This is a genomic window from Candidatus Albibeggiatoa sp. nov. BB20 (assembly GCA_016744725.1).
GTDB lineage: Bacteria > Pseudomonadota > Gammaproteobacteria > Beggiatoales > Beggiatoaceae > Albibeggiatoa.
The window spans coordinates 20535-27564 of record JADGDW010000023.1 but is presented as its reverse complement, the minus strand read 5'-3'; the positions used below and the strand labels follow the sequence as shown (position 1 = coordinate 27564).

Annotated in this window: 7 protein-coding genes; 2 read left to right on the top strand and 5 right to left on the bottom strand. The window is 38.1% G+C overall.

What is annotated here, in order from left to right; genetic code table 11:
* From ABXH34_RS04405 to rplU, 4 genes are all read right to left on the bottom strand, one after another.
* The coding region (locus ABXH34_RS04405; protein WP_353570654.1) for an NAD(P)-binding protein at window positions 1-1624 on the bottom strand (1624 nt) is incomplete at its 3' end.
* 3 nt (window positions 1625-1627) lie between these two features.
* Window positions 1628-2587: a hypothetical protein gene (locus ABXH34_RS04400; protein ID WP_353570653.1), complete on the bottom strand. Its 960-nt coding sequence runs from the start codon at window positions 2585-2587 to the stop codon at window positions 1628-1630.
* A gap of 460 nt (window positions 2588-3047) precedes the next feature.
* Window positions 3048-3317, bottom strand: a complete 270-nt coding sequence (gene rpmA / locus ABXH34_RS04395) for a 50S ribosomal protein L27 (protein WP_353570652.1) — start codon at window positions 3315-3317, stop codon at window positions 3048-3050.
* Window positions 3318-3329: 12 nt separating this feature from the next.
* Window positions 3330-3641, bottom strand: coding sequence for a 50S ribosomal protein L21 (gene rplU, locus ABXH34_RS04390; RefSeq protein WP_353570651.1), 312 nt, complete (start codon window positions 3639-3641; stop codon window positions 3330-3332).
* Window positions 3642-3865: 224 nt separating this feature from the next.
* On the opposite strand from rplU, the gene ABXH34_RS04385 reads away from it, so the two are divergent.
* Both ABXH34_RS04385 and cmoB read left to right on the top strand, forming a co-directional pair.
* Entirely contained in the window at window positions 3866-4441 is a 576-nt protein-coding gene (locus ABXH34_RS04385) for a hypothetical protein (RefSeq protein ID WP_353570650.1), read from the top strand.
* A gap of 6 nt (window positions 4442-4447) precedes the next feature.
* A complete protein-coding gene (gene cmoB, locus ABXH34_RS04380; protein WP_353570649.1) occupies window positions 4448-5419 on the top strand; it encodes a tRNA 5-methoxyuridine(34)/uridine 5-oxyacetic acid(34) synthase CmoB in 972 nt (323 codons plus the stop codon).
* Between the two features lie 131 nt (window positions 5420-5550).
* On the opposite strand, the gene gspE is transcribed toward cmoB, so the two are convergent.
* Window positions 5551-7002, bottom strand: coding sequence for a type II secretion system ATPase GspE (gene gspE, locus ABXH34_RS04375; protein ID WP_353570648.1), 1452 nt, complete (start codon window positions 7000-7002; stop codon window positions 5551-5553).
* Window positions 7003-7030 lie beyond the last annotated feature (28 nt).

The window sequence follows — 7030 nt, the reverse complement described above, 5'->3', positions numbered from 1 at the left end:
CTGGCATCGTACCACAAAAATAAGCAATATCGCTTGGTTCTAATGATGCAGACCATGCTTCATAACTAATGGTTTGACCCATATCAGCCCATGTATTAAAAGGCTGTATATAGGCATCCAATACCACTGAAGGATGTTGCCAGCCTAATTGTTTTAAATCCTTTGTTAACCATGTCTGCATGGCAAGGCTACGTACCGTTTTAACATTGTCTACCATGTTTTGCCAAGATTGACTTTTAGTTGCCAATTGCTCAGAAATCAGTTTTAAGGCTGCGATTGGAATACCACAAATAACCAAATCAAAATCAACACCTTGATTCAGTGATATATTAGGTTCTGCATCTTGCCATGCTGTCCAATGCGACTCTAAATTATGCTGACCTGCTTGCACTTGTTCTCCTTCTACAAGCTGTTCATATAGCGGCTCACTTGGCCAACAAGGTAAGCCTTTGACATCAACAAGAGGCTGGTATTCTTGGTCAGGATTTTTTAGAGAAACCTGTTTATTGATAATGATTTGTTGAATTGCTGTGCCTTGCTCATTGGGAATCAAATCTGTCACTTTGTGGAAAAATTCAAATTTAACGCCACGGGCTTTTAATACTTCATACAATGGGGTGAAAACCACATCACCCATACTTGCTTGCATTTTCCACATGAGGCTACCTTTGTAAGCAAACAAGACCAACAAAAAGCTGTGCAATGCTGTTCCTGCTGCAATATTGCCCTCTCGACTAGGATTACCCTCTGTTATACCCTGTTCATAGGCAAGAGCTAAATCATAAAATGACTGTATCGGCGCAGAATAAGCAACACTATCAGGCGCACCATGTTTTTTCAGCCACTCCCTAAATTCCAAGTCATCAATCACATCAAATCCATTAAAAATAATACCATCTGAAATAATGCCACGTACTGCAGTTAGCCATAAAATAGAAATGATATAAGTACGGCGTAGCACATCATTATTGTCAGAAGTACGCTCAAACATGTCTAAAACCACTTTATATAGCTCATCAAGGGCAGACTTTAGAGCAATTAAAGGACTGGATTGTTCTGATGCGGAAAGTTGAGTAATAGATTTACTACTCAGTGTTTGTATCGCATGAGGAATTATAGCGAGAAATGCAGCGCAATCACGCAATTTTAAATGTGGTAGCAAGTATTTCCATAGCCAATATAAAATATCTTGTACATATCGAATCGGTGTGTATTCTCGTCCACCAATGCCCGGCGTGCCGCTACGGGGCAAAAAAATCATAGACCATGTTTTCCAAGTCTCATGATGATATTCTTGTATGGCTGTATAATCATGTGGCTTAAATGCTTGATCCCAAGTGGCTAATGGTGCGTCTTTTGGTCTATCTAATTCTGCATAACACTGTTGTATGGTGCGAAAAGCATTGTCATAAAAACCAAACCAGACATGTAGGCCATGTTCTTCAATGCGCTGTCCTAACTCAGCATTACGACCGCTTGCCCCTTTTCCGCCCAAACGCCAGCCTAATTGATACAAAGTGATGTCATATTTCTGCTGCCAGTCAGGCATAGACGTAATCGCAAAAATACTACTCAATGACCCAATACCACCGCCTAAAACAACAATCTTTTTTTTATTAATCATTAATTAGAGTTCCTTGCCAAAATCCATAGAAAAATCCATATTTACCCAAAATGCGGCACTTGGTGTAACTACATTGCTTTCCGCTTTTAAACCTAATTGTTGAATGATGGGATGGCTTTCTAATTCATTGATATGTAGCTTATATTTATGGGCTAAACGCGCTGCACGTTTAAAGCGTGTTATGGTGACATTAGCTTGAACCAATTTTTGATAACAAGCATATTCACTATTTTTAATATCTGGAAATTGCTTTAAAAAAATCAGTGGCATTGACAATTTAAAGTTGAATAAAGATTTTGTTTGTTTTTCATCTTTTTCATCAAGTGAAAGTGCATCATTCTGTTGTTTTAACTGCTGCATCACATAGTCATACATTTCTTCGGCTGAATTCCATGCAGTTTTGTCGTGAATATTAGACTCTACCCGCTGCATTTTCATTACCCAATCCCATTCAGCTCTTGAATCTGCTCCAAATTGTTTAAACACTAAATTATTTACAGTAAATTCTGGGTTGGTGATGTCACCAGAAAATTGAAATATAGAATGTATCTTTCTAAAACCATATACTTCACGGCCTGTTGCAATAGCATAAGGATTATCAACAAATAAATAAGGTAAGAAATAGGTAATATGTGAAGGGAGGTAAACACCAGCGACTTTTTTCTTGACAAGGATAGGGATCCAAATTGCTAAGTCGGTCTCATGTAACTTGCCAATATTAATTTCCTTTTCATGCAAGGAATAAATCGTCATATCAGCGTAAACCATTGTTACATAAGATAGTAGTGGTGTATAATGATATTCATCACTGCTAATACTATTAAGATATTTATCACAAATTGCTTTTAATTTTGCTTTGTCTGCTTTAAAGGCAAATACAGCTAATTTCGAATCTTCCTGCATGTAAGGCCCTTGAAACATCGGTAGCCCTACACCCTCATTAATATAATGTGGCAAATCCATATTTTTTTATATCCTTTGCTTGGGATAAAACCCAGCAGACTTCCTACATTGTGAATTTTTGATTAAGGATTGGCGAATGATACTATAATTTAATCTTAGTATGATAAAAATGGCGCGGTATTAATTATGGTTTCTTAACAGTCATCATATTTATTAATGTTAAAAAGAGAATATGTATCAAATAGTATTGGACAAATTAATCTGAATTGAGTATGAAATCATCATGTTTTATAGGCTTGAATTTTGGCTGAGATAGACTGTTGAGTATGAAAGTTTGAAAATTAGATCAAACTAACATTAGTCAGGATATGAATAGAGAAAAGATATGTAGAATATTAGGTTGGAATACAGAGGGATATACTGTGAAATCTAAAATAGTTTGAATCAGTCTAAAACGCAAAAAGGAAATAAAATATGACTTTAACTTATTATTTTACTTCCTTGCGCTCTATGCAAGTCATTAAGCGGTAGCTTCTTCTGGCACCACACTAACAAATTTACGACTTTTAGGACCTTTGACTTCAAATAAAACAACACCATCTGCTTTTGCAAATAGAGTGTCATCTTTACCAATGCCTACATTTCTTCCTGGGTGAAAACGAGTACCACGTTGACGGATAAGAATGTTTCCAGAAAGAACAGCCTGTCCACCAAAGCGTTTGACACCTAGTCGTTTAGACTCAGAATCACGACCGTTACGACTACTACCACCAGCTTTCTTATGAGCCATGATATAAATCCTTTAAGCTTGAATACCAGTAATTTTAACTTCAGTTAAATATTGACGATGACCCATTTGTTTACGATGGTGCTTACGTCTTCTGAATTTAATAATCTTAATTTTCTTGCCACGCATCTGGGCTTCAACAGTTGCCGTTACTTTCGTATTTTCAAGAATTGGCGCACCAATTTTCGTATTTTCACCATCATTCACCATTAATACTTCAGTGAAATCAATAGTATCGCCTTCGTTTACATCAAGCTTTTCAATTTGGAGTACATCACCTTCCGCAACTTTATATTGCTTGCCTCCTGTTTTAATAACAGCATACATGTTAGAGCTTCTCCACACTGGCTTATTTAAAATGAAACGAGCAATTCTATTCAATTTTCACGAGAAAGACAAGTGTTTATAAAAGATTGTTTTCGATAAAAATATCAATTAACTATTTGCAACGACACTCAATTTCATGGTAAAACTTGTATTTATCCTATTTGCTTGATTTTAATATTAATCCAAATTTAAATGTAAGACTTTTAAGTTAAGGCCATGTATTTGTGAAAAAACCTAAAAAGCTTAAAGCGGCTAAAAAAACGAAACCAAACAATCCTATTGCCCATGGACAAAAACAACCTTTAGCAACAATGGCTTTAGAAATGAAGGAGAGTACGGGTTTAAATGCAGTTCCAAGCCAGACATTAGGCTATAAAAATAAATTATCAGATTTATTGCTGGAATATGCAAAACCCTTGACTGAGATGATTTTTGCGTCAAAGCTATCAGAAATAGACAAAGATAGCGCAGGACAAGAAGCTTTAGAGCATGTGGCATTCTTTTGGAATATTAGCTTTTTGCCTTATGATGAAGCGGTCAAAAAATTATTTAGCGCAACCGTCAGCCCTTTTAATCTTTATGGGTTGTCAATGGAGCAAACCATTGAACATAAAAGAAAAGTGATCCCTATTTTTGATATGATGTACGAACGAAAACAAACCCTGTTTCCAGATGAAACACGTTTTATTGTCCAAACAGATATTCGTTGTCAAGCATTAGCAATTAGCTTAAATCTGGCTTCGCTAGACCTAAACGAGCATCCCTATTTACCTGAAATCTTCGATCAGAAACCTGAATAACAATCTATGAATTACCAGCCTTTTTACCAATTGATGCAGCAAGCGGGCTTTAGTCAATGGTTAGACTCGTTACAGCCTCAAATTGAAACAATTTTAAATCCTACACGTCATGGTCATTTACCTGAATGGTTAGATATTTTAGCGGCTTTGCCAAATATTGCAGCCAGTTCAATGGATTTTAACGCAGATGTGATACGTGTTGGGGAAGCTCAGGATTGTGATACTGAAACCCGTGCGCAATTGATGGATTTACTTAAAAAATTGCATCCATGGCGTAAAGGCCCTTATCAAATTCATGATATTTTTATTGACACAGAATGGCGTTCAGATTGGAAATGGCAGCGGGTCAAGTCCCATATCGCAGATTTGACTAATCGTGTGGTGTTGGATGTGGGTTGTGGTAGTGGTTATCATTGCTGGCGGATGTTGGGAGCAGGTGCAAAATTGGTGGTTGGGATTGATCCAACTTTATTAAGTATCGTGCAGTTTCAAACCATGCAGCATTTTACAGGTCAGCATCCTATTGCGGTATTACCGATTGGTATTGAGCATGTACCAACACAATTACAAAAGTTTGACTCTGTGTTTTCTATGGGGGTTTTGTATCATCGTCGTTCTCCAATAGACCATTTACTTGAGTTGCGTGGTTGTTTGCGCCCCGGTGGTGAGTTAATTTTAGAAACTTTGGTAGTTGATGGTGATCTGGGATTTTCGCTTGTGCCTAAAGGCCGTTATGCCAATATGCGTAATGTGTGGTTTATTCCCTCTTGTTTGACTTTAGAATCTTGGTTGCAACGTTGTGGGTTTGATAATGTGCGTCTTGCCAATGTCAATACAACCAGTATTCAAGAACAGCGTTCAACGGAATGGATGACGCTCAATTCATTATCCGATTGTCTAAATCCCAATAATTCCACATTGAGTATTGAAGGTTATCCTGCACCAAAACGGGCTATTTTTATTGCTGAACGAGCCTAGTCTGAATTTTCCAAAAACTGAACACTCAATTCAAATATTTTGCTCGGAATAAAATGCTAAATCAATGCGATTTAAATCGGTTTATCTAAAGTGGTGAAATTTACAAAATTATATTCCAGATCGATGAAAATTTATAAACTCACACGCAAAACTTCTTCAAAACTAGTATGACCTTGTAAGGCTTGCTGCATTCCATCTTGCTGAATCGACAAAGTAAATTGATGTGCATAGGCTTCTAAATCTTGCTGCCCCACACCGTCATGAATCATCGCCCGCAATTTATGGTCAACACTGATAAATTCATAAATCCCTTTTCGACCTTTATAGCCAATATGATTACATTTTTCACAGCCTTGCGGCGCATATAGAATAGTTTCCGCATCCACCTTAAGTGCACGTTGCTCCATTTCAGAAGCAGGATAAGCTTGCTTACATTCTGGACATAAAATTCGCACCAATCGCTGAGCAATCACCGCAATCAAACTCGAAGCCAATAAAAATGGTTCAATTCCCATATCCCGTAAACGCGCAATTGCCCCAATCGCGGTATTGGTATGTAAAGTGGAAAGCACTAAATGCCCTGTCAAACTGGCTTGTACTGCAATTTGTGCCGTCTCTAAATCCCGAATCTCACCAATCATTACCACATCAGGGTCTTGGCGTAAAATCGCACGGAGGCCTTTAGCAAAACTCATATCAACTTTAGTATTGACCTGCGTTTGACCAATTCCATCTAAATAATATTCAATTGGATCCTCCACCGTCATAATGTTGCGTTTTTGATTATTCAACGCATTCAGCATCGCATACAAACTGGTGGTTTTGCCCGAACCTGTCGGTCCTGTGACCAAAATAATCCCATGCGGTTTTTGTAAATGATGCTCCACTTTTTCTAAAGACTCAGGCAACATACCAAGATGCTTTAAATCTAATCGCCCCACCTGCTTATCCAATAAACGCAAAACGACCCGCTCACCATGCCCGCAAGGAATCGTTGACACCCGTACATCAACTGCTCGCCCCGCAATGCGTAAAGAAATACGCCCATCTTGGGGTAAACGTTTCTCAGCAATATCTAATTTGGCCATGACTTTGATCCGAGAAATTAATAACGGGGCAAGCACACGGCGTGGTTGCAATACTTCGCGTAATACACCATCAATCCGAAATCTGACTACAAGACGCACTTCAAACGGTTCGATATGAATATCAGAGGCATTTTCTTTGATGGCTTCAGAAAGTAAAGCATTAATTAAACGAATAATCGGCGCGTCGTCATCACTTTCGAGTAAATCTTCTGGCTCAGAAGACAATTGTTGCGCTACTTCAAATAAATCCAGTTCATCGCCAATCCCTTCCATAGCTTGCATTGCATCACTGGCTTGTTGCTCATAGTGCATGGTCAATAAACGGTCAAATTCAGCCTGAGAAATGGACTCAAGTTGGAGTGGAATATCTAGGAAGCGACGCACTTCAGTGATGATATGCGGTTGTAATTCAGAGTGATAGCACACTGTAGCACGATATTCATTTTGTGCAGTGACGATAACGCCATGACGTTTGGCAAATGTGAAGGAAAGCATGAATCAAGTATCAATAGGAAGTGATGAA